Origin of the sequence: Pseudomonas sp. UBA6310, from assembly GCF_002438225.1 — a bacterium.
GTDB lineage: Bacteria > Pseudomonadota > Gammaproteobacteria > Pseudomonadales > Pseudomonadaceae > Pseudomonas_O > Pseudomonas_O kuykendallii.
The window spans coordinates 13,212-36,888 of record NZ_DJTK01000032.1; the positions used below are offsets into that span (position 1 = coordinate 13,212).

Consider the following 23,677-nt stretch of genomic DNA (forward strand, 5'->3'; position numbering starts at 1 on the left):
GGGCCTCTTGAACCGACCGGTTGGCATAACGAAAGTTTCAGCGGTTATTAGGCCGACGCGCACGCCGGGTGGGCTTTCCGATGGCCGTCGAACTCCCGGGTCGCCGGGCGGCTCTGAGCTTCATCAGCCGGGCGGTTATCGCGTCGGTCCGCCAGCGGGAGTTCGCGATGACGTCAGCCCTGCCCAGCCCCCAGGCCCCACACGCCGAGCGCGTCTACGAGACCGATCTGCCGGCGCGGCTGGACCGCCTGCCCTGGGGGCGCTTCCACACCCTGCTGGTGATCGCGCTGGGTATCACCTGGCTGCTCGACGGCCTGGAGGTGACACTCGCCGGCTCCGTTGCCGGCGCCCTGAAGGACAGCCCGGCGCTGCGCCTGAGCAATGCCGACATCGGCCTCGCCGGCGGCGCCTACATCGCCGGCGCGGTGATCGGTGCGCTGTTCTTCGGCTGGCTCGCCGACCGCCTGGGTCGCCGCAAGCTGTTCTTCATCACCCTGATCGTCTACGTCGGCGCGACCGCGGCGACGGCATTTTCCTGGAGCCTCTGGAGCTTCCTGGCGTTTCGCTTCCTCACCGGCGCCGGCATCGGCGGCGAATACTCGGCGATCAACTCGACGATCCAGGAGTTCACCCCGGCGCGCTTTCGCGGCTGGGTCGACCTGGCGATCAACGGCACCTTCTGGATCGGCGCCGCGCTGGGCGCGATGGCCTCGGTGCTGCTGCTCGATGCTAGCGTGGCCGGCGGCGACCTCGGCTGGCGGCTGTGCTTTGGCCTCGGTGCCGCGCTGGGCTTGCTGATCCTGCTGATGCGCCTGTGGCTGCCGGAAAGCCCGCGCTGGCTGCTGATCCACAACCAGCCGGACGAAGCCACGCGGATCGTCGAGAGCATCGAGCAGCGCTTTCGCCAGCACGGCCACCGGCTGGCTCCGGTGCCACCGGAGCAGCGCCTGCGCCTGCGGGGCCGCGATCACACGCCGCTGAGCGAAGTGGTGCATACGCTGTTTTCCCGCCATCGCCGACGCGCGCTGGTGGGCATGACGCTGCTGACCTCGCAGGCGTTCTTCTACAACGCGATCTTCTTCACCTACGCGCTGGTGCTCAGCGATTTCTACGGCGTGCCCAGCGAGCGGGTGGGCTGGTACATCCTGCCGTTCGCCCTGGGCAACTTCTGCGGGCCGCTGCTGCTCGGCCGGCTGTTCGACGTAATCGGCCGGCGCACCATGATCAGTTCCACCTACATCCTTTCCGGCGTCCTGCTGCTGATCAGCGGCTGGCTGTTTCGCCAGGGCCTGTTGGACGCCACGCAGCAGACCATCGCCTGGATGGTGATCTTCTTCTTCGCCTCGGCGGCGGCCAGCTCGGCGTATCTCACGGTGGCGGAAACCTTTCCGCTGGAAATCCGTGCCCTGGCCATCGCCGTGTTCTACGCCTTCGGCACCGGCCTGGGCGGCATCGTCGGCCCGCTGCTGTTCGGCCAACTGATCGAAAGCGCCAGCCGCGAGAACGTCTTCATCGGCTACGCCATCGGCGCGCTGCTGATGCTGGCGGGCGGCGTGGTCCAGGCGGTGTGGGGCGTGGCGGCGGAGCGCAAATCGCTGGAAAGCGTCGCGGCGCCTTTGTCGCAGGTGTGAGGGGGACTGTGCTTCGGCGGGATGCCGCCTGGTGGGTTACGCGGCGGTAGGGATTGGCGGTGTTGCAGATATCGAGCGGGGCCGCTAACCCACCCTACGGTCGGGTTCGGCGTTTCGGGGGGCAATGTTTCGTAGGGTGGGTAAAGTCGCGACTCGATGGGTTCGGGCAGCGACGAAGTCCTCGCGGCGTAACCCAACGGGCGGTGTTTCGCCGGACTGCGATTGGTGGGTTACGCGGCAATGGGCATTGGCGGTGATGCCGGTATCGAGCGGGGCCGCTAACCCACCCTACGGTTAGGGGTTCGTGGGGGGCCGCGACTCATGAGATTCGGTTCGTTCAACGAGCTCGCGCGGCGTTACCCACCGGGCGTTGCATCGGAAGGGCCCGACCAATGAGCCTCAATAGTTCGGCGGGGTTTCCGGGATGGCGCTGTCGTCGGTGATGAAGGGCATCTGCCAGTCTTCCAGCTCGACGCCTTTCTTCTTCAGGTCCTGGCGCGCCTGCATGAATACGCCGGCGAGGCGGATCGGGTCGGAATACTGGGTGCGCGGCACGTGCGGCACGCCGAGCAGTTCGCTGCCGCCTTCGCTCATCACGGTGAAGCCGAAGCTGTCGTCCTCGGTATTTACGCTGGTCACGCAGCCGAGCGGCAGGAACGCCTCGGTCGCGAGTTTCATGGCGTTGTCGATTTCCACGGGAGTAGTGGTCATGGCGGCCTCCAGGTTGCGGCAAGAGTAGGGTAGAAACCTGCGCCTGCCGAAGGGTTCCGCAGCGCCGACGGAGCGTCGTCAACCGACGAAGCGTTCCGCGCAGCGCTTGCGACTGGCCCGGTGCGCCACCATATTCGTCGGATGAACGAGCATTCCCCGATCGAGGCGTTGGCCGGTTTCCATCCCGCGGTGGCGGCCTGGTTCCAGCGCCGGTTTCCCGCGCCCACACCGGCGCAGCACGCGGCCTGGCCGCTGATCCGTGGCGGGCAGTCGACGCTGGTGGCGGCGCCCACCGGTTCGGGCAAGACCCTGACGGCGTTCCTCGCCGCCCTGGATGAACTGGTCCAAGAAGCGCTGGCCAACGGCGGGCACCTGCCCGACGAAACCCGCGTGGTCTACGTGTCGCCGCTCAAGGCGCTGTCCAACGACATCCGCATCAACCTGGAAACGCCACTGGCCGGGATTGCCGCCGAGCTGGCCGCCCTCGGTCTACCGGACGTGGATATCCGCACCGCGGTGCGCACCGGCGACACCCCGCAGGCCGAGCGCACTGCCATGCGCAAGCGCGCGCCGCATATCCTGGTGACGACGCCGGAGTCCTTCTACGTGCTGCTGGGCTCGGAATCCGGGCGGCGGATGCTCGCGAGTACGCGCAGCGTGATCGTCGACGAGATCCACGCCATCGCCGACGGCAAGCGTGGCAGCCACCTGACGCTGTCCCTAGAGCGCCTCGAGGCGCTCTGCCAGCGGCCGCTGGTGCGGGTCGGTCTGTCGGCCACGCAAAAGCCCATCGAGGCCGTGGCGCGTTTTCTCGCCGGTCGCCAGTCAGCCGAGCCTGCGTCCGCGGAGGCGGGCGCGCCGCGACCCTGCGCCATCGTCGATATCGGCCACGACCGGCCCCGCGATCTGGCCATCGAAGTCCCGCCGGTGCCGCTCGAGGCGGTGATGAGCAACGACGTCTGGGAAGGCGTCTACGACCGCCTGGCCGCGCTGGTGGAGCAGCACCGCACCACGCTGGTGTTCGTCAACACGCGGCGGATGGCCGAGCGCGCCGCCCGCCACCTGACCCAGCGCCTGGGCAACGCCGCGGTCGCCGCGCACCACGGCAGCCTGGCGAAGGAGGCGCGGCTGGACGCCGAGCAGCGTCTCAAGCGTGGCGAACTGCGCGTGCTGATCGCCACCGCGTCGCTGGAGCTGGGTATCGACATCGGCGAGGTGGAGCTGGTCTGCCAGCTCGGCTCGCCGCGCTCGATTTCCTCCTTCCTGCAGCGCGTCGGGCGTTCCGGCCACCATGTCGGCGGCACGCCCAAGGGCCGGCTGTTTCCCAATTCCCGCGACGACCTGATCGAGTGCGCCGCGCTGCTGGACTGCGTGCGCCGCGGCGAACTGGATACGCTGGTGATCCCGCGGGCGCCCCTCGATGTGCTGGCGCAGCAGATCGTCGCCGAGGTCGGCAGCCAGGAGTGGCAGGAGGACGCGCTGTTCGCCCTGATCCGCCGAGCCGAACCCTACGCCGGGCTGGACTGGGCGCATTACCAGTCGGTGCTGGCGATGCTCGCCGAGGGCTACACCAGCCGCCACGGCGCGCGGGGCGCCTACCTGCACCGCGACGCGGTGAGCCGGACCCTGCGCGGGCGGCGCGGCGGCAAGCTCACCGCGGTGACGTCCGGCGGGACCATTCCGGACAACGCCGACTATGGCGTGCTGCTGGAACCGGCCGGGCTGAACATCGGTACGGTGAACGAGGATTTCGCGGTGGAAAGCCATGCCGGGGACATCTTCCAGCTGGGCAACGCCTCCTACCGGATCATTCGCATCGAGCCGGGAAGGGTGCGTGTCGAGGATGCCCAGGGTCAGCCGCCGAACATCCCGTTCTGGCTGGGCGAGGCGCCGGGGCGCAGCGACGAACTGTCGGCCGGCGTGGCGCGCCTGCGCGAGGAAATCGACCGTCGCCTGGCCCTTGCCGAAGCCTCACGCAGCCTGCCTGGTGACGATCAGGAGCCCTCGCGCCTGACGCTGGCCCTCGACTGGCTGATCGACGAACTCGGCCTGCCGGAGCCGGCGGCGCGGCAGATCGTCGAGTACCTGGCCCGCGCGCGCTCCGCGCTGGGTACGCTGCCGAGCCAGCGCACGCTGGTGATGGAGCGCTTCTTCGACGAATCCGGCGGCACTCAGCTGGTCATCCATTCGCCTTACGGCAGCCGCCTCAACCGCGCCTGGGGCCTGGCGCTGCGCAAGCGCTTCTGTCGCACCTTCAACTTCGAGCTGCAGGCGGCGGCCACCGAAGACGCCATCGTGCTCTCGCTGTCCACCAGTCACAGCTTTCCGCTGGACGAGGTGTGGCGCTATCTGCATTCCAATTCCGCCGAGCACGTCTTGATCCAGGCGCTGCTCGACGCTCCGCTGTTCGGCGTGCGCTGGCGCTGGAACGCCACCACCGCGCTGGCGCTGCCGCGCATGGCCGGGGGGCGCAAGGTCGCACCGCAGTTGCAGCGGATGAGGAGCGAGGACCTGCTGGCGACGGTGTTCCCCGATCAGGTCGCCTGCCTGGAGAACATCGTCGGCGAGCGCGAGGTGCCGGAGCACCCGCTGGTCGAGCAGACCCTCGACGACTGTCTGCACGAAGCGATGGACGCGGACGCCTGGTTGGCGTTGCTGCGGCGCATGGAGAGCGGAGAGGTGCGGTTGCTCGCCCGCGATCTGCCGGCGCCGTCGCCGCTGGCGATGGAGACCCTCGGCGCGCGGCCGTATGCCTTTCTCGACGACGCGCCGCTGGAGGAGCGTCGTACCCAGGCCGTGCTCAATCGGCGCTGGACGGACCCCGAATCCAGCGATGACCTCGGCGCGCTGGATATCGGCGCCATTCAGGCGGTGAGCGAGGAGGCTTGGCCGCAGGCGCGCAACACCGACGAGATGCACGAGGCGCTGATGGGCCTGGCCTGCATCGGCGACGCCGAAGCGCAGCGCGACGAACGCTGGCCGGTGCTGCTCGCCGAACTTGCCCGCGCCGGCCGCGCCGCGCGGATACCGGTGACGCGCGGCGACGGGCTGTGGTTGCCGGTGGAGCGGCTGGCGCTGTTCCGCATCCTGTATCCCACCGCGTTGCCCGAGCCGCCGCTGCAGGTGCTGCCCGGCTTCGAGGAGGACGGCAGCGAAGAGGACGCGCTGCTCGAGGTGGTGCGCGCGCGCCTGACCGGTTTCGGCCCGTTGCCGCTGGACCGCATCGCCCGCGGCCTGGCGCAGCCGGCCTCCGCCGTGGCGCTGGCGCTGACCCGCCTGGAGGCCGAAGGCTACGTGCTGCGCGGGCGCTTCACGCCGGGTGCGCCGGACGAAGAGTGGTGCGAGCGGCACCTGCTGGCGCGCATCCATCGCTACACGGTGAAACGGCTGCGCCGGGAGATCGAGCCGGTCGAACTCAGCGATTTCATGCGCTTCCTGTTCGACTGGCAGCATGTTTCGGCGGACACCCGCACGCGTGGCGCCGAGGCTCTGGGCGGAGTGATCAGCCAGCTGGAAGGCTTCCAGGCCGCCGCCGCTGCCTGGGAGGGCGAGCTGTTGCCGGCACGTGTGCGCGACTACGGCATCAACTGGCTCGACGACCTCTGTCGCTCCGGGCGCATCGTCTGGACCCGTCTTGCCGGCCGCCTGCGCGCCAGTGGCGGGCCGGTTCGCGGCACGCCCATCGTGCTGCTGCCGCGCCGTCACCTGGCCGAGTGGAACGCGCTGGCGATGGACGCCCCGGAGCCCGAGTTGTCCTCCCGCGCCGTACTGGTTCGCGATGCGCTGGCGAGGCACGGCGCGCTGTTCTTCGACGAGCTGATGGACGACGTGCGCCTGCTGCGCACCGAGCTGGAAAATGCCCTCGGCGAGCTGGTCGCGGTCGGCCTGGTGAATGCCGACAGCTTCGCCGGGCTGCGTGCGCTGCTGATGCCGGCGGCGAAGCGTCAGCCACGCGCCGGCCGGCGCGGGCGCGGTGGGTCGCTGATCGGCGGCATGGCGGATGCTGGGCGCTGGTCATTGGTGCGCCGCCCGCCGGGAGCGGACGTTGCGCAAAGCACCGCGAAGCGCCGTCCGCGGACCGATCCCCAGGCGCTGGAACACATCGCCATGACGCTCCTGCGCCGCTATGGCGTGGTGTTCTGGCGCTTGCTCGACCGCGAAGCGGACTGGTTGCCGCCGTGGCGCGAGTTGCTGAGGGTCTATCATCGGCTGGAGGCGCGCGGCGACATCCGCGGCGGGCGCTTCGTCGCGGGGCTGGCCGGCGAGCAGTTCGCCCTGCCGGAAGCGGTGGGGCTGCTGCGCGAGGTACGCAAGCGCCCGCGTGATGGCAGCCTGATCAGCGTATCCGCCAGCGATCCGTTGAATCTGCTGGGTAGCCTGTTACCGGGTGCCAAAATACCGGCTGTTGCCGGCAATCGCGTCTTGTATCAGGATGGCGCCCCCGCCGGCGCACTGCTTGCCGGAAAACCTGTATTCTGGGTTGAACTCGACGCAGGGAATGCGCAGCAGCTTCGCCGCTGTCTGATCCACGGCTGATCGAACACTCCGGGCGTTCACTTTCCCGGCTCCTGCTGCACTGCTTTGCCTGGCACTCGAGGGATATGCCCGAAACAACCGAATCCGACCTGCGCATTCCTTCCGCGCTGACCGCCTTGCGACTGGCCACACAGGCCGAGCACAGCGCGCTGGACCAGAACCTTCCGCTGCAGCGTGACGATTTCGCTCACGCCGACTACCTGAACTACATCTCCCGCGTCTCCGGTTGGCTGAAGCCGCTGGAAGCGACGCTGTGGGCGTCGCCGTGGCCAGCGCTGGCGGATGCCGGGCAGCGCGCCGGCAAGCTCGCCTGGATCGAAGCGGACCTGCTCGAGGGCGGCTGGAGCCGCGCGCAGGTCGATGCCATTCCGGTCTGTCCGTATGTGCCGCAGGCCAGCGACGACGCCCGTCGTTTCGGCATCGCCTATGTGCTCGAGGGTTCGACGCTCGGCTCGAGCTTCCTCTTCCGTCGCCTGCAACCGCGTCTGGCGCCGCTGCCGCTGCACTGGCTGCTCGGCTACGGAGCCGCCACCGGGCCGTTGTGGAAATCCTTCATTCGCCGCCTCGAGGAGCAACTGAGCGAAGCGGCGCAGATCGAGGCCGCGTCCGCCGCCGCCCGTGAGGCCTTCGAGTCGTTCAGCCGCTGGGTCGTGCGGGGGGAATCCGCATGAGCCAAACGGTGACGCTGGCCACCTGCGAAGACGAGCCGATCCACATTCCCGCGGCGATCCAGCCGCACGGCGCGCTGATCGCCTTCGACCGCCAGGGGCTGGTGCTCAGCGCCAGCGAGAACACCCAGGCGATGCTTGGCCTGAAGGTGCTTCCCGACCAGCCGCTGTGGCAGGTCGGCCTGCCGCGCGCGGTACGGGAGATGCTCGAATGCGGCCTGCGCAGCGACGAGCCGTGGATGGACGTGCTGGAGGCAAGCTTCGGCGACGCGCTTTTCGACGTCATCGCGCATGCCCACAAGGGCATCCTCTACCTGGAGTTCGAGCGCCGCGAGGCCGCCCTGATCAGCCTGTCGCTGGGCACCCACAACATCTACCGGCTGGTCAGCCAGCTGCAGCACCAGCAGGACATCCAGGTCATGCTGGAGAGCCTGGTCGCGAGCATCCGCGAGTTCTCCGGCTACGACCGGGTAATGGCGTACCGCTTCAAGCCGGACCTTTCCGGCGAAGTGGTGGCCGAGGCGCGGCGCAAGGACCTGGTCAGCTATGTCGGGCAGCATTACCCGGCGTCGGACATCCCCGCCCAGGCGCGCCGGCTGTTCATCGAGAACCCGACGCGGATGATCGCCGACATCGCCTACGCGCCGGTCAGGTTGACGCCGTCGACCTGTCCGGACGGGACCCCGTTCGACCTGAGCTACAGCCACCTGCGCAGCGTGTCGCCGATTCACTGCGAATACCTGAGCAACATGGGCGTGTTCGCCTCGATGAGCATTTCCATCGTGGTCGGCGACCAGCTGTGGGGTATGTTCGCCTGCCACCACATGGCGCCCAAGGTCCTGCCGTATCCGACCCGGCTGGCGTTCCAGGTGCTCTCGCAAGTGTGCAGCGCCGCGGTGGCGCGCCTGGAGATGCAGGTCGCAGCCGAACGCGTGCGCAAGGCCGCCTACCTGCAGTTGCAGCTGGCCAAGCAGGCGCGCGATTCCGACGACCTGATCGCTGCGCTGACCAAGGGGACGGCTCATATCCGCCAGTTGTTCGACTGTTCCGACGTGGTGGTGATGCTCGGCGGACGCGTGGAGGCGGGCGACAATCCCGAGCTGGCCGGTTTCGCCGTGCGTATCGTCGCCTCGCTGGAAGCCGATCCCGAACTCGATCTTTACCAGACCTCGCGCTTCGAGGAGCCCTTCACCGATTCGCGCGGCGTCACTTTCTGCGGTGTGCTGGCGCTGCGCTTTCACCGCCAGGAATCCGGCTGGCTGGTCTGGCTGCGCCAGCCGCAGTCGCAGACCATCACCTGGGCCGGCAAGCCGGAGAAGATCGAGCGTGTCGGACCTTCGGGTTCGCGCCTGACCCCGCGCGGGTCCTTCGAGGCCTGGGAAGAAGTGGTGCGCGACCGCGCCGTTGGCTGGTCGGCGGCCGAGCTCGCGATCGCCGAGAAGCTGCGCGGCGAACTGGTGGAGATCTGCCTGAACCGCGCAGCGGAAATCGACCACATGCGCCAGCGCCTGATCGCCGTGCTCGGCCATGACCTGCGCAATCCGCTGCAGTCGATTTCCATGGCCGCTTCCATGATGTCGTCCAGCGATACCCGCAGCGCCGAGCTGCGCAAGCACATCACCTATTCCAGTGGGCGCATGGAGCGGCTGATCAGCCAGATTCTCGAGATGAGCCGCCTGCAGGCCGGCCTCGGGTTGGCGATGCGCATGCAGGAGGTGGATCTCTCGGCGCTGGTCGCCGATTCGGTCAGGGAGATGCTCATGGCGTTTCCGGGAATGCCGCTGGACAGCGTCATCGAGGCCGATCTGCGCGCTGTGATCGACCCGGACCGCTACGCACAGGTGGTCTCAAACCTGCTCAGCAACGCGCGCCACCACGGCAGGCAGGGCCGTCTGGTGCAACTGACGCTGAGGCGCGAAGGGCAGGAGCTGGAGCTGACGGTGCGCAACGAAGCCGAGCCGATCGCGCTGGATGACCTGTCGCAGCTGTTCAGCCCGTTCAAGAACGCGTCGGGCTCGTTGCACAACAAGGGCGGACTGGGCATCGGACTGTATATCAGCCAGGCCATCGTCCAGGCTCACCAGGGCAGCATCGACGTGCAGTATCAAGATGGCGTGATCGCCTTCCGGGTGCGGTTGCCTGGCTGAAGTGGCTCCGTGGGACCTCTGAAACGGGAAAAGCCGGCTCTTAGCCGGCTTTTCTCTGCATCGCACGAGCGGATCAGGCGTCTTCGTTGGCCATTTCCGCGTCGTGGGCAATCAGGGCGACCAGTGCGGTCTGCTGGCGTCCGGACAACTGGCGGAAGCGCTGTAGCAGTTCACGTTCGTGCAGGGAGAGCTCGGGGCTGTCCAGGCGCATGGTCAGATCATCGCTCAGCGCGCCTTCCTGGATCAGGCTCTGCTCAAGACGGGCGATGATCTCGGAATTCATACTGCGATGATGGTTTCGTGCTACGTCGGCGATGCGCTCACGCATTCCGTCCGGAAGTCGGACGACAAATTTGTCAGCTGTACGACTGGAATAAATAGCCTGTTTCATAGGGCGCATACATTAGAGACCGGTTAGTTCAAGAGGGCAGTACTGGCACAATGGGCAGGAGTATCCACCGGTTGGACCTCCGTAATTGCGAGTCGTTCAACCATCGCATCAGTGTACTGCATACCGACGAAGCCATGCATAACGTTTCGTTGACGCCAATTATGCGTCATTTATTTATAATGTACAGGCTTTTTGCCAGCACATCATGCAAATTGCACGTGTGCTTTGTTAGACAACCCTACCACCGCTATCGATCCGCTCATTCAGCTGCGATGAAGGTGCGCGGGTTATATTCATTGGATTGATCTAAAGTCCGGAGAATTCGATGGCAGGCAGGCTGATTTATCTGATGGGTCCGTCCGGTTCCGGAAAGGACAGCCTGCTCGATGCCATCCGCCAGCCGTGGCAGGAAAGTGGCGGGCGGATTGCGCGGCGAGTCATCACCCGTTCCGCCGAAGCGGTCGGCGAGGACGCGCATGCGGTCACCCCGGAGCGCTTCGCCCAACTCGAAGCGCAGGGTGCGTTCGCGATGTGCTGGCGAGCCAACGGCCTGGCCTATGGCATTCCGCGTGAGATCGACGAATGGCTGGCGGCCGGTCAGGACGTCCTGGTCAACGGCTCGCGCGGTTATTTGCCTGACGCCCGACGGCGCTACCCGGCGATGCTGGCGATCCTGCTCAGCGTCCGTCCCGAGGTCCTGCGCCAGCGCCTGGTGGCGCGCGGACGCGAGAACTCCGTAGAAATCGAGCAGCGCCTGGCCCGCAGCCTGGCGCTGCAGTCCGGCAGCGAAGAGCAGGGCGTGCTGCAACTCGACAATTCGGGCGCCCTGGCCCAGACCCTGGAAGCGCTGTTGGGTTTGCTCGACGAAGCGCCCTTGTTGCGCAGCTGAGGGTTCAATCCAGTGGCAACTCGGTGGTGCGTTTGACTTCGCTCATGGCGATGTTCGAATGCGCCTCCTGCACGTGTGGCAGGCGCAGCAGCTGATCGCGCAGAAAGCGTTCGTAGGCATCGATGTCGCGCGCTACCACCTTGAGCAGGTAGTCCGAACTTCCGGCCATGGTGTGGCACTCCAGCACTTCGGGGTAGCCGACGATGGCCTGCTCGAACTCGGCGAGGTTGTTGCGCCCGTGGGCCGAGAGCTTGATGTTGACGAAGACCGTCATGCTCAGGCCCAGCAGCTTCGGGTTGAGTAGGGCGACCTTGCGTTCGATCAGTCCTTCCTCCTGCAGGCGATGGATGCGCCGCCAGCACGGCGATTGCGACAGCTCGACCCGCTCGGCAATCTCCGCGGCGGAGAGGTCGGCGTCGTGCTGCAGGAGGCGAAGAATCTTGCGGTCGATGCCGCTCAGCGAAACCTGCATGTTCGTTTCCCTATTCTTGTTATGGGCGCAAGGATCATGCGCAGTATCGGCATTTCTCCCTCCATTTAGGAAGAAAACTCCGGTACCGCTCGGTCATATTCTAGGCAGTGATCCGTAGCGGTCCCGGCCGCCGGTGCCTACTAATAAGAACAAGAGGAATACCGCCATGTCCCTGGCCGAAATCCGTCTGGACGACAAGTACCGCCTCGCCACAGGTCACCTGTACCTGACCGGCACGCAAGCCCTGACCCGTCTGCCGATGCTGCAACGCCAGCGCGACCTGGCCCACGGCCTCAACACCGCCTGTTTCATTTCCGGCTACCGCGGCTCGCCGCTGGGCGGGCTCGACAAGAGCCTCTGGGAGGCGCGCGAGTTTCTCCAGCAGAACGCCATCCACTTCCAGCCCGGCGTCAACGAAGAGCTGGGCGCTACCGCGGTGTGGGGCAGCCAGCAGACCAACCTGTTCCCCGGCGCCCGCTACGACGGCGTGTTTTCCCTCTGGTACGGCAAGGGACCGGGCGTCGATCGCTGCGGCGACGTGTTCAAGCACGGCAATTCCGCCGGCGTCTCGCCCCACGGCGGCGTGCTGCTGCTGGCCGGCGACGACCACGGCTGCAAATCCTCGACCATCGCCCACCAGAGCGAGCACGCCTTCATCGCGGCGTCGATTCCGGTGCTCAATCCGGCCAACGTCCAGGAAATCCTCGACTACGGCATCCTCGGCTGGGAGCTGTCACGCTACAGCGGCTGCTGGGTGGCGCTGAAGACCATCGCCGAGAACGTCGATTCCTCGGCGGTGGTGGATGTCGATCCGCTGCGCATCCAGGTCGCCTTGCCGGAGGATTTCGCGCTGCCCGAGGACGGCGTGCATATCCGCTGGCCGGACCCGCCGCTGGCCCAGGAAAAACGCCTCAACACCTTCAAGATCTACGCCGCGCGCGCCTTCGCCCGCGCCAACCGGCTGAACCGGGTGATGCTCGATTCGCCCAGCCCGCGCCTCGGCATCATCACCACCGGCAAGTCGTATCTCGATGTGCGCCAGGCGTTGGAGGACCTCGGACTGGACGAAGCCTTGTGCGCCCAGGTCGGCCTACGGGTGCTGAAGGTCGGCATGAGCTGGCCGCTGGAGCCGGTCTCGGTGCACGAGTTCGCCGAAGGGCTCGACGAGATTCTGGTGGTAGAGGAGAAACGCAGCATCATCGAGGACCAGCTCACCGGGCAGCTCTACAACTGGCCGGTGGGCAAGCGCCCGCGCGTGGTCGGGGAGTTCGACGAGCAGGGCGCCTCGCTGCTGCCCAATCTGGCCGAGCTGACCCCGGCGATGATCGCCCGGGTCATCGCCCGGCGTCTGGCGCCGATCTACCGCAGCGCGGCCATCGAAGAACGCCTGGCCTTCCTTGACGCCAAGGAAAAAGCCCTCGCCGCGCCGCGCCACCACACCCAGCGCACCCCGCATTTCTGTTCCGGCTGCCCGCACAACAGCTCGACCAAGGTGCCGGAAGGCAGTCGCGCGCAGGGCGGCATCGGCTGCCACTACATGACCCAGTGGATGGACCGCAGCACGGACACCTTCACCCAGATGGGCGGCGAGGGCGCCACCTGGATCGGCCAGGCGCCGTTCACGGAAACCGCCCACGTGTTCCAGAACCTCGGCGACGGCACCTATTTCCATTCCGGCCACCTGGCCGTGCGCGCGGCCGTGGCCGCCGGGGTCAACATCACCTACAAGATCCTCTACAACGATGCGGTGGCGATGACCGGGGGCCAGCCCATCGACGGCGAATTGCGCGTCGACCAGCTCAGCCAGCAGATCTTCGCCGAGGGGGTGAAACGCATCGCTCTGGTCAGCGACGAACCGGACAAGTACCCCAGTCGCGCCGGCTTCGCGCCCATCGTCAGTTTCCACCACCGCCGCGAGCTGGACGCCGTGCAGCGCGAGTTGCGCGAGTTCAAGGGCGTCTCGGTGATCATCTACGACCAAACCTGCGCCACCGAGAAACGCCGCCGGCGCAAACGCGGCAAGCTGGTCGATCCGGCCAAGCGCACGTTCATCAATCCGGCAGTGTGCGAGGGCTGCGGCGACTGCAGCGTGAAATCCAATTGCCTGTCGGTGCTGCCGCTGGAAACCGAGCTGGGACGCAAGCGGCAGATCGACCAGAGCGCCTGCAACAAGGATTTCAGCTGCGTCGAAGGGTTCTGCCCGAGCTTCGTCACCGTGCATGGCGGCAGCCTGCGCAAACCGGCGGCGATGGGCGCCAAGGCCTTGTTCGAGGCGCTGCCCGAACCGCGCCAGCCGACGCTGACGCGGCCCTGGAACATCCTCCTGCCGGGCGTCGGCGGCAGTGGCGTGACCACCGTCGGCGCGCTGCTCGGAATGGCGGCGCACCTGGAAGGCAAGGGCTGCACGGTGCTCGACCAGGCCGGCCTGGCGCAGAAGTTCGGCCCGGTGATCAGCCATATCCGCATCGCCGCGCGGCAGTCGGACATCCACGCCGTGCGCATCGCCGCCGGCGAGACCGACCTGCTGCTGGGCTGCGATCTGGTGGTCGCCGCCAGCGAGGAATCCCTGGCCAAGCTCAACGAGAACATCGCCCACGCGGTGATCAACAGCCACGAGTCGCCCACGGCCGAGTTCACCCGCAACCCGGATGCGCAAGTGCCCGGCGCGGCGATGCGGGAGGCGCTGGCCGAGGCGGTCGGCGGCGGGCGCATCCATTTCATCGATGCGACGCGGCTGGCCAGCCGGCTGCTCGGCGACAGCATCGCCAGCAACCTGTTCATGCTCGGCTACGCCTATCAGAAGGGCCTGGTGCCGGTTTCCGCCGAAGCCATCGAGCAGGCCATCACGCTGAACGCGGTAGCGGTGGAGGCGAACCGCCAGGCGTTCCTCTGGGGTCGGCGCGCCGCCCATGATCTGGCCGCGGTGGAGCGCCTGGTTCAGCCGGAAGAGATGACGGAGCCGCGCTGCGAGGGCCTCAAGGAGGTGATCGTCCACCGTATGGCGCTGCTGCGCGACTACCAGAACGCGGCCTACGCCGAGCGCTACCGGGCACTGGTGGAGCGCGTGCGGGGTGTCGACCCTGGTCCGCAGCAGGCGCTCACCGCAGCGGTGGCGCGCTACTACTTCAAGCTGCTGGCCTACAAGGACGAGTACGAAGTGGCACGGCTCTACAGCGACGAGACCTTCCGCCGGCAACTGGAGGCGCAGTTCGAGGGCGACTATCGCCTGCAGTTCCACCTGGCGCCGAGCTGGCTGAGCCGCCCGGACCCGCGCACCGGCGAGCCGCGCAAGCGTGAGTTCGGCCCGTGGATGCTCGGTGCTTTCCGCGTGCTGGCCAGGTTCAAGTTCCTGCGCGGCAGCGTGCTCGATCCGTTCGGGCACAGTGCCGAGCGGCGCCTGGAGCGCGAGCTGATCGCCGACTACGAGGCGGATGTCGACCACCTGCTTGGCGTCCTGAGCGAGGGCAACTACCGCACGGCGGTGGCGATCGCCGAATTGCCGGAGCAGATTCGCGGCTACGGTCACGTCAAGCAGCGTGCGCTGGAGGCGGCGAAACAGGAGAAACGCCGTCTGCTGGCGCAGTTGCAGGCGGGGGAGGTGCAGGTGCTGCATCTTTACGAACCGGCGGCCTGATCGCGGCGCATGGCGCCGCATGACAAACCGCGCCGGCCTCGCTAACATGCGGCCCCGTCGCGGCGGCAAGCTTCACCGCGGCGTTGTCCCCTTAGTTCAATGGATAGAATAAGCCCCTCCTAAGGGCTAGATACTGGTTCGACTCCAGTAGGGGACGCCATCTTTCGCGCATTCGCGCCGCTTTGCCTGCCACTCCCGATATCGATGCGACACCCGCGCGCCTGGCGATTGCCCGGTGCTTGATATTTCGAACGGCTGATGCGTATTTTGTCCACCTTGCCGAATCCCGGCTTTCAGAATGATCAAGGAACAGACGTGATGACCAGCAGCGGCCGCAGCTCTCTTGCCGAACGATTGGCCGGTATCGACGAAATCGAGTGCGTTACCCCCGATCTCAATGGCGTGCCTCGCGGCAAGGTGATGACGGCCGAGGGATTCCTCGAAGGCCGTCGCCTGCAGCTGGCACGCGGCGTGTTGCTGCAATGCATCATGGGCGGCTACCCGCCGGCGCGTTTCTACGGCAGCGACGATGGCGACCTGGCGCTGGTCGCCGACCCGGCGCAGATTCACCGCCTGCCGTGGAGCCAGACGCCGCGCGCGCTGGCGATTTGCGATGCCGACGAACTGGAAGGCGGCTGCTCGGGGCTTTCCACCCGCGGGTTGCTGAAGCAGGTCATCGCCCGCTACGCCGGGCGCGGCCTGGCGCCCGTGGTCGCGACCGAGCTGGAGTTCTTCGTCTTCGCGCCGAACAGCGACCCGCATCAGCCGTTCCAGCCGCCACTGGGCCTGGACGGGCGGCGAGAGGATGGCCATTCGGCGTTCAGCGTGAGCTCCAACAACGGTCTGCGGCCGTTCTTCGAGGAGGTCTATCGCTGCATGGCGGCGCTCGGCCTGCCGCGCGACACCTTCATGCACGAGATGGGCGTCAGCCAGTTCGAGATCAACCTGCTGCACGGCGATCCCTTGCTGCTGGCCGACCAGACATTCCTCTTCAAGCATCTGCTCAAGGAGGTCGCGCTCAAGCACGGCATCACCGTGGTGTGCATGGCCAAGCCGTTGGCGAAAACCCCCGGCAGCTCGATGCACATCCACCAGAGCCTGGTGGAGCAGGGCAGTGGCAGGAACATCTTCAGCGACGAGCAGGGCGAGCCGACCGCCGCGTTCCGCCATTTCATTGGCGGCCAGCAGGCGGCTCTGGCGGACTTCACCCTGCTGTTCGCGCCGAACGTCAATTCCTACCAGCGCCTCTGCCATCCCTTCGCTTCGCCGAACAACGCCTGCTGGTCCCACGACAACCGTGCCGCGGGCCTGCGCATCCCGGCCAGCTCGCCGGTCGCGCGGCGTGTCGAGAACCGCCTGCCCGGTGCGGACGCCAACCCGTACCTCGCCATCGCCGCCAGCCTGGCCGCCGGGCTGCACGGCATCGCGCGCGAGCTGGAGCCGAGCGCGGCGATCCAGGGTGAATTCGTGGTGCCGGACGAGCTGACCCTGCCGAGCACCATGCACGCGGCGCTGGAGCGTCTACGCCGCAGCCAGTTGGCGCGGGAACTGTTCGGAAGCGAGTTCATCGAAGGCTACATCGCCAGCAAGGCGATGGAGCTGACCAGCTTCTTCGATGAAATCACGCCCTGGGAACGCCGCGTTCTCGCCGCCCAGGCGTGAACCTCCGCCGGACCGCTCAGGCGGTCCGGCCCCAGCAGGAGTTTCCCGTTTCAATGTCCAGGATCTGGAAGTCTTTCGGCCCGCTGTACCTGGCCACCACCCTGATGCTGCTCGGCTCGGGGTTGCTCAGCACCTACCTGGCCCTGCGTCTGTCGAAGAGCGTCGACGGGCTCTGGGTGGGCGCCTTGATGGCCGCCAACTACTTCGGCCTGGCGCTGGGCGGCAAGACCGGCCACCGCCTGATCGCCCGGGTCGGCCACATTCGCGCCTATTCCACCTGCGCGGCGATCGTGACCGCTGCGGTACTGGGGCATGGCCTGATCGACTGGCTGCCCGCCTGGCTGATCCTGCGCATGCTGGTGGGCCTGGGCATGATGTGCCAGTACATGGTGATCGAAAGCTGGCTGAACGATCAGGCCGAGGCCAGCCAGCGTGGGCGGGTATTCGGTGGCTACATGATCGCCTCGTACCTCGGGCTGGTGCTGGGGCAGATGGTCCTGGTGGTCCACCCGGGCCTCGGCATCGAGCTGCTGATGCTGGTGGCGATGTGTTTTGCGCTGTGCCTGGTGCCGGTGGCGGCGACTCGCAAGATTCGCCCCGCCGCGCTGCATCCGGCGCCGCTGGAACCGCGTTTCTTCATCCGCCGGGTGCCGCAGTCTTTGACCACCGTGCTGGTCTCGGGGCTGCTGATCGGCTCCTTCTATGGCCTGGCGCCGCTGTACGCCACGCGCCTGGGGCTGTCGACGCAGCAGGTCGGCGTGTTCATGGGCAGCTGCATCCTCGCGGCGTTGCTGGTGCAGTGGCCGCTGGGGTGGGTTTCCGACCGTCGCGACCGCGCCTGGCTGATTCGTGTCTGCGCCTTGCTGCTGAGCGTGGCGGCGCTTCCGCTGGCGCTGCTGGGCGAGGTGTCGCTGGCGGTGCTGCTGCCGCTCGGCTTCGTCGTCAGCCTGTTGCAGTTCAGTCTCTATCCGCTGGCGGTGGCGTTTTCCAACGACCATGTGGAGGCCGAGCGTCGGGTGTCGCTGAGCGCCATGCTGCTGGTCACCTTCGGCATCGGTGCCTGCGTCGGTCCGCTGCTCGCCGGCGTGCTGATGAAGTACCTGGGCGCGAACATGCTGTATGCCTTCGTCAGCCTTTGCGCGCTGATACTGGTCTGGCGGATTCGCCCGGAAGCGGTGACCAATCTGCATCAGGTCGACGATGCGCCGCTGCAGCACATCCCGATGCCCGACAGCACGGCCAGCTCGCCGCTGACGGCGGCGCTCGATCCGCGGGTCGATGGACAGGTGGTGGAAGCGCAGATGCAGAGCGGGGAAGGGGCCGCGTCACCGGAGGCGCCGGCGAACGGCTGATCGGCGCGAACGCTCAGTCGAGGCGACGGGCTTCGCGCTGCAACTGGTAGACGAAGCGCTCGACGGCGCGCTGCTCGAGCCCGCTGAGGCGGAAGAAGCGCAGCCCGCAGAAGGTCACGTCGAGCCTCGCGTCATAGCGCTGGTGACGCAGCTCCACCGACGTGGTGACTGCGCCGAACGGCAATTCGGCGGTCAGGCGCTCGTAGACTTCGCCCGGATTGAGGCGGTCGGTGACGTCGCCGGCGAAGCGCAGCTTGCAGCCGGTGGCGGAGATGTCGAGCATCTGGCCGACGATCGAGGCCCTGAGTTTGTCGCCGTCCAGGCTCACCTGGACCGGCTGGGTCAGTTTCAGCACCGCGCGGAAGGCGCCCCGGCGCTGGTGGTAAAGCATCTCCTCGGGTTGCGTCGCCCAGTACGCGCGGGCGCCTTCGAGCTCGCCGATGTAGAGCTTCTGCTCGCAATCCCAGGCGATGCGCACGCCCTCATGGAAGCCTTCGACGTGGAAGGACTCGCCGGCCTGCAGATAGCGTTCGCCGTCGTTGGGTATCAGTTCGTCGAGGGCCAGCAGGTTGCGCTCGCGGTCGACCTGGACCACGAAACTCTGGAAACGCTGCGAGCGGCCTTCGAAGGTGATGACGAGAGGGTCATGGTTCTGCTGCAGCAGGCGCAGGTTGGCGAAGATCTCCAGCGGAGCTCTAAGCAGCCGGGGCTCTTGCGGACCATTCTCCTCGATGAAGGGGTTCGGCACTCCAGCGTTCTCCCGGCAATAGGCTGCGCTAGCATACGGGCAACACGGCTGCATGTCGTTCTTATTTCAGGGATTTATGCCTGGCTCAAGGGACGCTGATAGCCGACGCGCGACGTCGCTCCACGGTTATTGTAGAGGTTGGGCACCTCTGCGCCGCGAAGGATTCCAAGCAGCTTGGTGACGCTGGTCTGGCTGGCGCGAATCAGCCGCCCATTGCGCAGGTTGGTGTCCTGGCATTCACGCAGCAGCGCGCTGAGCCGATCGCCGGCGGCGAGCAGTTCCTCGCCTTGCGCCGAGGCCTTGGCGAGTGCCTGCAGCCCCGCGCGGTCGGCGCTCAGGTTCAGCGAGACGAGCACGCGACTCCGCGCCCGGCCATGCTGGTCGAGCAGGGCGAGCAGGGACTGCTTGCTGGTGAGGATGGTTTCCAGGGAGGTGAGGTCCTGACTCGTCAGGGCCTGGGTCTCGCTTTCGAGCAATTCAAGCAACTGCTCGGCGTGGCCGATATCTTCGCTGAACAGTTGCAGCAGGGTCGTGTCGTTCATGGCGGCGGGCTCTGGGAATCAAGCGTCCAAAATCCCCAGCGCGGCCTGAAGCTAACGCTGGGACTCGAAATCGAGCAGTTTGCTGGCGACGCGTTTGCTATCGACCTGATAGCTACCGTCGCTGATCGCCTGCTTGAGCCGGGCGACCTTCTCGCTATCGACGGTGGGCAGGTCACGCAGCTTGTCGCTAACGGACTGCAATTGCTGTGCCTCCTGGCTGAGCTGCACGGGTTCGCCGCCCTTGGCTGGGGTCTGCTCGACGGTGCTGCTCGCTTTGCTGTCAGCGGCGGCTTCGGTGCGACTGCCGGGCTGGCTGCTGCTGGTACGCGTCGTCGAAGACGGCGTAACGGCATTGTTGGGCCGGTTGAAGTCGATAACCATGATGCAAAACCTCGGACGGTGTCTGGACGCTTGCCCAGCTTTTCGGCGTTCACGCCGATAACTTTAGCGAGACAGAGCAAAAAGATTTGCGCCGTCCGCCAGTGTAAAGAACCGTCCTGTCTGCACGCCAGCCGTTTCATGCCTTACATAGCCACTTCTACCACGCCCGGGCCGGTCACCCGGGCCTTGATCACACGTTGAGACTGCAGGTTCCTGACCCGGATCTGCTCGCCTGGGGCGCCCGCCGAAAGTGCTTCGCCGGGCATGTTCACGTTGATGGCGCCGCTTTGCGCCTTGATCACCACGTGGTCGCCCTTGGCGATCACGTCGGCTATTTCCAGACTCGTCAGGAGGATCGCCTGGTCGGCGACCACTGGTCGTGTCAGCTTGCTGCCGACCGCCTGCTCGGTAGCGACGAGGAAGGCCTGGCCGAGGGTTCCGGTGTCCCGTTCCGCCAGCGCTACATCGGTCTCGCCGATAATGCTGCCGCGGGTCAGCGGACGCTTGACCACCACGACGTCGCGGAACACCTTCACCTGGGCCGGAACGAACACGCTCCACGGCGAACTGCCGTCGCAGCTGACCTTAACCGTGACCCGCCCGATCGGTTGGGCCGGGCTTTCCAGCTTGGCGTTCAGCTCCTGATCGCACAGCGGCAGGCGCAGGCGCGGATCGAGCCGGTTGACCTGGATTTCGTAGCGACCTGGTATGTCCACGGTACGCAGATAATCTTCCACGGCGAATTCAAGAAATCCCTGGGTCGTGTCGATAAGTTGCTCAGGCATGGTTTGCTGGGCCAACACCAGACCGGTGTAGCCGAGCCCGCACAAAGTGGGTAAAACACGAGACATGCGCTGTCGTTTTGACATCATGCGTCGAAAAAATGTCGTGAGTTCTTTCATGACAGGTGAGATAGCAAGGGTCGTGCCGCCTGCTAACCTGAGCAGACGCGGGACATTCATTTAGAGGAATCTGGCATGGCCGGTGTATTGGATTCGGTTAACCAGCGAACTCAGCTGGTGGGGCAGAACCGCCTCGAGCTGCTGCTGTTCCGCCTGGACGGAAAACAGCTGTACGGCATCAACGTGTTCAAGGTGAAGGAGGTGCTGCAGTGCCCGAAACTCACCATCATGCCGAAATCGAGCCCGGTCGTGCGCGGCGTCGCCAGCATTCGCGGCGGTACCATTCCGATCCTCGACCTGGCCATGGCCACCGGTAATCCGGGTCTCAACGACCTGAAAGACAGTTTCGTCATCATCACCGAGTACAACACCAAGGTGCAGGGTTTCCTGGTGCGTTCCGTGGAGCGCATCGTCAACATGCACTGGGAGGAGATCCATCCGCCGCCAAAGGGCGCCGGTCGCGACCACTTCCTGACGGCGGTGACGCGGGTCGACAACCAACTGGTGGAAATCATCGACGTGGAGAAGATCCTCGCCGAAGTGGCGCCGACCTCGGAGGTCATCTCCGAGGGCGTGATCGACATCGAGACCCAGCAGCGCGCGGTGACCAAGCGCGTGCTGATCGTCGACGACTCGTCGGTGGCGCGCAAGCAGGTGAGCCGTTGTCTGGAGAGCGTCGGCGTTGAGGTGACTGCGTTGAACGACGGTCGCCAGGCGCTGGACTATCTCAAGAGCATGGCCGACGAGGGTCGTCACCCGGAAGACGAATTGCTGATGATGATTTCCGACATCGAGATGCCGGAGATGGACGGCTACACGCTCACCGCGGAGGTTCGCGCCGATCAGCGCCTGCAGAAGCTGCACATTCTCCTGCATACTTCGTTGTCGGGCGTGTTCAACCAGGCCATGGTGAAGAAAGTGGGCGCCGACGATTTTCTCGCCAAGTTCCGCCCCGACGACCTCGCTTCGCGGGTCGTCGAGCGTGTCAAACAATCAGTCAACGGCTAAGGAATACTCTTGGCAGCCCATCGGATCGGAGAGGCAGCACCCGTGTCTTCAGGCAATCTGGACTTCGAGCAGTTTCGGGTTTTCCTGGAGAAAACCTGCGGCATCCTGCTCGGCAGCAACAAGCAGTACCTGGTATCCAGCCGCCTCAACAAACTGATGGAGCAGCAATCCATCCGTTCCCTGAGCGAGCTGGTCCAGCGTATCGAAAGTCAGCCGCGCAGCGGCCTGCGCGAGCAGGTGGTCGACGCGATGACGACCAACGAGACCCTCTGGTTTCGCGATGCCTACCCGTTCGAGGTACTGAAATCCCGGATTCTTCCGGAGATGATCAAGAACGCCGGTGGGCAACGGCTGCGAATCTGGTCGGCCGCCTGTTCGTCGGGGCAGGAGCCCTATTCGCTGTCCATGGCGATCGACGAGTTCGAGCGCACCAACCTCGGCCAGCTCAAGGCCGGCGTGCAGATCGTCGCCACCGACCTTTCCGGGACCATGCTCACCACCTGCAAGTCTGGCGAGTACGACAGCCTGGCGATGGGGCGGGGCCTCTCGCAGGAGCGCCTGCAGCGCTACTTCGATCTGAAGGCGCCGGGCCGCTGGGCGGTCAAGGCGCCGATTCGCAACCGGATCGAGTTCCGCGCGCTGAACCTGCTGGACAGCTACTCGGTGCTCGGCAAGTTCGATATCGTCTTTTGCCGCAACGTGTTGATCTACTTCTCCGCGGAAGTGAAGAAGGACATCCTCACGCGCATCCACGCCACGCTGAAACCGGGTGGCTACCTGTTCCTCGGCGCGTCCGAAGCGCTGAACGGGCTGCCCGACCTCTACCAGATGGTTCAGTGCAGCCCCGGCATCATCTACAAGGTCAAGTAAGGCCTTTTCCTCCTGAGCGCTTTCCGCGGCGGAAAGCGCTTGCCGCTCCCTGGCATGGCTTGCCGCCCTCGGCGCCAAAGTTTTGCCGCCCCCTCCCGAAGATAACCTCCGAAAGCGGAAATTAATTGCCGTTTTCGCATCCGGTTTTTGTCGCTGCTTTGCAACTTACTGATCTATAAGTAAAAAAATTCATGGCATGGCGCTTGCTTTATCGCTGATACAGCACACCGCATAGGTCCCGCGACCATGAGCATCAGTTTCGACAACGCCCTCGGTATCCACGAGAAAGCCCTGGCCTTCCGTGCACAACGCGCCGAGGTATTAGGCAATAACCTCGCCAACGCCGACACGCCCAACTACAAGGCCCGCGACCTGGACTTCAGTGCGGTGCTCGCCGAGCAGGCGGACAAGATGGCGAAGGGCGGCTCCAGCTCGAACATGCCGACGCTGACGACCACCAGTGGCCGTCACATCGAGGCGGAAGGCATTGCCATGACCACCACCGACGCGTCGCTGCGCTACCGCATTCCGACCCAGCCGTCGCTGGACCAGAACACCGTCGACGAACAGGTCGAGCAGGCCGCCTACGCCCAGAACTCTCTGGAATTCCAGGCCAGCTTCACGCTTCTCAACAGCAAGTTCAAAGGGCTGATCGAGGCCATTCGCGGAGAATAAGCATGTCACTCAGTAGCCTGTTCAACATCGCCGGTACCGGCATGAGTGCGCAGAACACGCGCCTGAATACCGTCGCCAGCAACATCGCCAACGCTGACACCGTTTCCTCCAGCGTCGATCAGACCTACCGCGCGCGGCATCCGGTGTTCGCCACCATGCTCAATGGCGCCCAGGGCGCTGGCGGCGGTTCGTTGTTCGAGGACCAGGGCCAGGCTGGCGTAGGCGTTCAGGTGACCGGCATCGTCGAGGACCAGAGCGAGTTGCAGGCACGCTACGAGCCCAACCATCCGGCCGCCGACAAGGACGGCTACGTCTACTACCCGAACGTGAATGTGGTCGAGGAAATGGCCGACATGATTTCAGCCAGCCGTGCCTTCCAGACCAACGCGGAAATCATGAACACCGCCAAACAAATGATGCAGAAAGTACTGACGCTGGGTCAGTAAGCGGAGAACTTC

General features: G+C 65.9%; 19 protein-coding genes and 1 tRNA gene. 13 read left to right on the forward strand and 7 right to left on the reverse strand.

The window, feature by feature from the left end; all coding sequences use genetic code 11:
* The first annotated feature begins 167 nt into the window (after positions 1 to 167).
* A complete protein-coding gene (locus B3E91_RS07100; RefSeq protein WP_287028860.1) occupies positions 168 to 1,631 on the forward strand; it encodes an MFS transporter in 1,464 nt (487 codons plus the stop codon).
* Positions 1,632 to 2,030: 399 nt separating this feature from the next.
* On the opposite strand, the gene B3E91_RS07105 is transcribed toward B3E91_RS07100, so the two are convergent.
* The gene (locus B3E91_RS07105; RefSeq protein ID WP_287028861.1) at positions 2,031 to 2,342 is read right to left on the reverse strand and encodes a hypothetical protein; all 312 of its coding nucleotides are present in this window, start codon (positions 2,340 to 2,342) and stop codon (positions 2,031 to 2,033) included.
* A 141-nt stretch (positions 2,343 to 2,483) separates the two neighbouring features.
* Between B3E91_RS07105 and B3E91_RS07110 the strand changes: the two genes are divergently transcribed.
* The 3 genes from B3E91_RS07110 to B3E91_RS07120 all read left to right on the forward strand — a co-directional run bounded on the left by B3E91_RS07110 (position 2,484) and on the right by B3E91_RS07120 (position 9,693).
* The gene (locus tag B3E91_RS07110) at positions 2,484 to 6,878 is read left to right on the forward strand and encodes a DEAD/DEAH box helicase (RefSeq protein WP_287028862.1); all 4,395 of its coding nucleotides are present in this window, start codon (positions 2,484 to 2,486) and stop codon (positions 6,876 to 6,878) included.
* Positions 6,879 to 6,943: 65 nt separating this feature from the next.
* Positions 6,944 to 7,549: a biliverdin-producing heme oxygenase gene (locus B3E91_RS07115; protein ID WP_090229691.1), complete on the forward strand. Its 606-nt coding sequence runs from the start codon at positions 6,944 to 6,946 to the stop codon at positions 7,547 to 7,549.
* The gene (locus B3E91_RS07120; protein ID WP_287028864.1) at positions 7,546 to 9,693 is read left to right on the forward strand and encodes an ATP-binding protein; all 2,148 of its coding nucleotides are present in this window, start codon (positions 7,546 to 7,548) and stop codon (positions 9,691 to 9,693) included. Before B3E91_RS07115 ends, B3E91_RS07120 begins: the two co-directional genes overlap by 4 nt.
* Positions 9,694 to 9,766: 73 nt before the next feature.
* Here the strand turns inward: B3E91_RS07120 and B3E91_RS07125 are convergent, their stop codons facing one another.
* Entirely contained in the window at positions 9,767 to 10,093 is a 327-nt protein-coding gene (locus B3E91_RS07125; RefSeq protein ID WP_090229685.1) for an Arc family DNA-binding protein, read from the reverse strand.
* A gap of 316 nt (positions 10,094 to 10,409) precedes the next feature.
* Between B3E91_RS07125 and phnN the strand changes: the two genes are divergently transcribed.
* Complete coding sequence (gene phnN, locus B3E91_RS07130) at positions 10,410 to 10,973, forward strand: phosphonate metabolism protein/1,5-bisphosphokinase (PRPP-forming) PhnN (protein ID WP_287028866.1); 564 nt, start codon at positions 10,410 to 10,412, stop codon at positions 10,971 to 10,973.
* A gap of 4 nt (positions 10,974 to 10,977) precedes the next feature.
* On the opposite strand, the gene B3E91_RS07135 is transcribed toward phnN, so the two are convergent.
* Positions 10,978 to 11,445, reverse strand: coding sequence for an Lrp/AsnC family transcriptional regulator (locus tag B3E91_RS07135; protein WP_287028868.1), 468 nt, complete (start codon positions 11,443 to 11,445; stop codon positions 10,978 to 10,980).
* 166 nt (positions 11,446 to 11,611) lie between these two features.
* On the opposite strand from B3E91_RS07135, the gene B3E91_RS07140 reads away from it, so the two are divergent.
* The 4 genes from B3E91_RS07140 (at position 11,612) to B3E91_RS07155 (ending at position 18,093) form a co-directional block, all read left to right on the forward strand.
* Complete coding sequence (locus tag B3E91_RS07140) at positions 11,612 to 15,079, forward strand: indolepyruvate ferredoxin oxidoreductase family protein (protein ID WP_287028870.1); 3,468 nt, start codon at positions 11,612 to 11,614, stop codon at positions 15,077 to 15,079.
* Positions 15,080 to 15,164: 85 nt separating this feature from the next.
* Positions 15,165 to 15,239 (forward strand) — tRNA-Arg (locus B3E91_RS07145).
* 260 nt (positions 15,240 to 15,499) lie between these two features.
* Positions 15,500 to 16,741 carry a glutamine synthetase family protein gene (locus tag B3E91_RS07150; protein WP_287028899.1) on the forward strand — a complete coding sequence of 414 codons (1,242 nt, stop codon included), beginning with the start codon at positions 15,500 to 15,502 and terminating at the stop codon, positions 16,739 to 16,741.
* Between the two features lie 53 nt (positions 16,742 to 16,794).
* The gene (locus B3E91_RS07155) at positions 16,795 to 18,093 is read left to right on the forward strand and encodes an MFS transporter (protein ID WP_287028872.1); all 1,299 of its coding nucleotides are present in this window, start codon (positions 16,795 to 16,797) and stop codon (positions 18,091 to 18,093) included.
* A 13-nt stretch (positions 18,094 to 18,106) separates the two neighbouring features.
* On the opposite strand, the gene B3E91_RS07160 is transcribed toward B3E91_RS07155, so the two are convergent.
* The 4 genes from B3E91_RS07160 to flgA form a co-directional block, all read right to left on the reverse strand.
* Positions 18,107 to 18,895, reverse strand: coding sequence for a flagellar brake protein (locus B3E91_RS07160; RefSeq protein ID WP_287028873.1), 789 nt, complete (start codon positions 18,893 to 18,895; stop codon positions 18,107 to 18,109).
* A gap of 20 nt (positions 18,896 to 18,915) precedes the next feature.
* Entirely contained in the window at positions 18,916 to 19,383 is a 468-nt protein-coding gene (locus tag B3E91_RS07165; protein ID WP_287028874.1) for a flagella synthesis protein FlgN, read from the reverse strand.
* 51 nt (positions 19,384 to 19,434) lie between these two features.
* A complete protein-coding gene (gene flgM, locus B3E91_RS07170; RefSeq protein ID WP_273229326.1) occupies positions 19,435 to 19,764 on the reverse strand; it encodes a flagellar biosynthesis anti-sigma factor FlgM in 330 nt (109 codons plus the stop codon).
* 143 nt (positions 19,765 to 19,907) lie between these two features.
* Positions 19,908 to 20,666: a flagellar basal body P-ring formation chaperone FlgA gene (gene flgA, locus B3E91_RS07175; RefSeq protein ID WP_287028900.1), complete on the reverse strand. Its 759-nt coding sequence runs from the start codon at positions 20,664 to 20,666 to the stop codon at positions 19,908 to 19,910.
* 75 nt (positions 20,667 to 20,741) lie between these two features.
* Here flgA and B3E91_RS07180 point away from each other — a divergent pair, with 75 nt between their 5' ends.
* From B3E91_RS07180 to flgC, 4 genes are all read left to right on the forward strand, one after another.
* Positions 20,742 to 21,674 carry a chemotaxis protein CheV gene (locus tag B3E91_RS07180; RefSeq protein WP_287028875.1) on the forward strand — a complete coding sequence of 311 codons (933 nt, stop codon included), beginning with the start codon at positions 20,742 to 20,744 and terminating at the stop codon, positions 21,672 to 21,674.
* 42 nt (positions 21,675 to 21,716) lie between these two features.
* The gene (cheR, locus tag B3E91_RS07185) at positions 21,717 to 22,544 is read left to right on the forward strand and encodes a protein-glutamate O-methyltransferase CheR (RefSeq protein ID WP_287028876.1); all 828 of its coding nucleotides are present in this window, start codon (positions 21,717 to 21,719) and stop codon (positions 22,542 to 22,544) included.
* A gap of 246 nt (positions 22,545 to 22,790) precedes the next feature.
* A complete protein-coding gene (gene flgB, locus B3E91_RS07190; protein WP_090229653.1) occupies positions 22,791 to 23,219 on the forward strand; it encodes a flagellar basal body rod protein FlgB in 429 nt (142 codons plus the stop codon).
* Positions 23,220 to 23,221: 2 nt separating this feature from the next.
* Positions 23,222 to 23,665 carry a flagellar basal body rod protein FlgC gene (flgC, locus tag B3E91_RS07195; RefSeq protein WP_090229651.1) on the forward strand — a complete coding sequence of 148 codons (444 nt, stop codon included), beginning with the start codon at positions 23,222 to 23,224 and terminating at the stop codon, positions 23,663 to 23,665.
* The last annotated feature ends 12 nt before the right edge of the window (positions 23,666 to 23,677 follow it).